Annotated in this window: 1 protein-coding gene; it reads right to left on the reverse strand. The window is 68.3% G+C overall.

Annotated elements, in window-relative coordinates:
• Positions 1–3 precede the first annotated feature (3 nt).
• Complete coding sequence (locus IR155_RS15655) at positions 4–1314, reverse strand: ISL3 family transposase (RefSeq protein ID WP_135115706.1); 1311 nt, start codon at positions 1312–1314, stop codon at positions 4–6.
• Between the last annotated feature and the right edge of the window lie 88 nt (positions 1315–1402).

A 1402-nucleotide genomic window follows, 5' to 3' on the forward strand; every position in this document is an offset into this window, starting at 1 on the left:
GGCTCATCGCATTTGAGCGTGTAGCGCTGGTCTGAACCCGCCGGTCTCGAGCAGGGATCTGGTGATGTAGTTGGTGAGGTTGCGGAAGCCGAGTGCGGAGCCGCGCAGGTGCTCGAGACGTCCATTGATCGCCTCAGTCGGGCCGTTGCTGGAGCCCGGGAGGTCGAAGAACGCGAGGATGTCCGCGCGACGCTTCTTGAGCGTCGCGGCGAGCTTGCGGACTTCGGCCAGGCCCGCGGGGATGCCGACTGTGAAGTTGTCGATGAGCGCCTCCATGAGTTGCTTGCCGACCTTCCGGTTCGGGGTGCGGTAGGCGGTGATCATCTGCTGGTAGACGCCCCAGGTCGCCTCGACCGGCGCATGCTTGTCGTCTGCGAACAGGAGCTCCAGGCGCAGCCAGTGTCGTTCGGTGAGGAGCTTCTCGCCCGTGACCAGCAGCCGGCGGGCTTTGTAGAGCGGGTCGTTCTTGCGGCCGCGGCGTCCGAAGATGTCGTTCTGAATCCGGCGCCGGCAGACATCCAGCGCTTCGCCGGCGAGGCGGACGACGTGGAATGGGTCCATCACCGCCGTCGCCTTCGGCAGTTCCTCGGTGGCTGCGGTCTTGAACCCGGTGAACCCGTCCATCGCGACCACCTCGACGCCATCGCGCCAGTCCTGCGGGCGGGCGGCGAGCCAGGTCTTGAACACGAGCTTGGAGCGGCCCTCGACCATGTCCAGCAGGCGTGTGGGGCCCGTGTCGTGACGGATCGGGGTCAGGTCGATGATCACCGTGACGTATTTGTCCCCGGCCCGGGTGTGACGCCAGACGTGCTCGTCGACGCCGAGCACCCGGACGCCGTCGAACCGGCCCGGATCATCGATCAGACGCCGCCGGCCTTCGGTGAGGACGGCGTCGTTGGCGGTGTGCCAGGAGACACCGAGGCCTGCGGCGACGCGGGCGATGGTGAGGTGGTCGACGACCAGCGCGGACAGCGCCCAGCGCGCGGCGGTGCGGGTGAGTTTCGCGCGCGGCTCCGCGGCCCGGCGCGTGTCCTCCTGCCAGAACCGGCCGCAGGGCGAGCAACGGAACCGCCGAACACGCAGCAGCAACGTCGTGGGCCGGTGCCCGAACGGCTCGTGTGCCAGTCGGCGCGCGATCGTTCCGCGTGGTGTCGCCTCACCGCCGCATCCCCGGCACCACGGGTCAACCTCGGCGAGGCGACACTCGATCACCGCCCGACCGGACGAGAGATGCTGCCCGATGGCTTCGAGGCCGAGCTCGTCCAGGCGGCAGAACGTGGTCAGGTCCGGGGTCGCGAATGTAGCGTTGATCACCGTCGAGGTCTTCTTGAGATGGCGAGCGTAGGAACTTCCATCTTCCGGGAGACCTCGACGCCTACCCGGCCACCGCGACGCTCAGACC

Source organism: Microbacterium paludicola, assembly GCF_015235415.1.
In the GTDB taxonomy this organism is placed as follows: Bacteria; Actinomycetota; Actinomycetes; order Actinomycetales; family Microbacteriaceae; genus Microbacterium; species Microbacterium paludicola.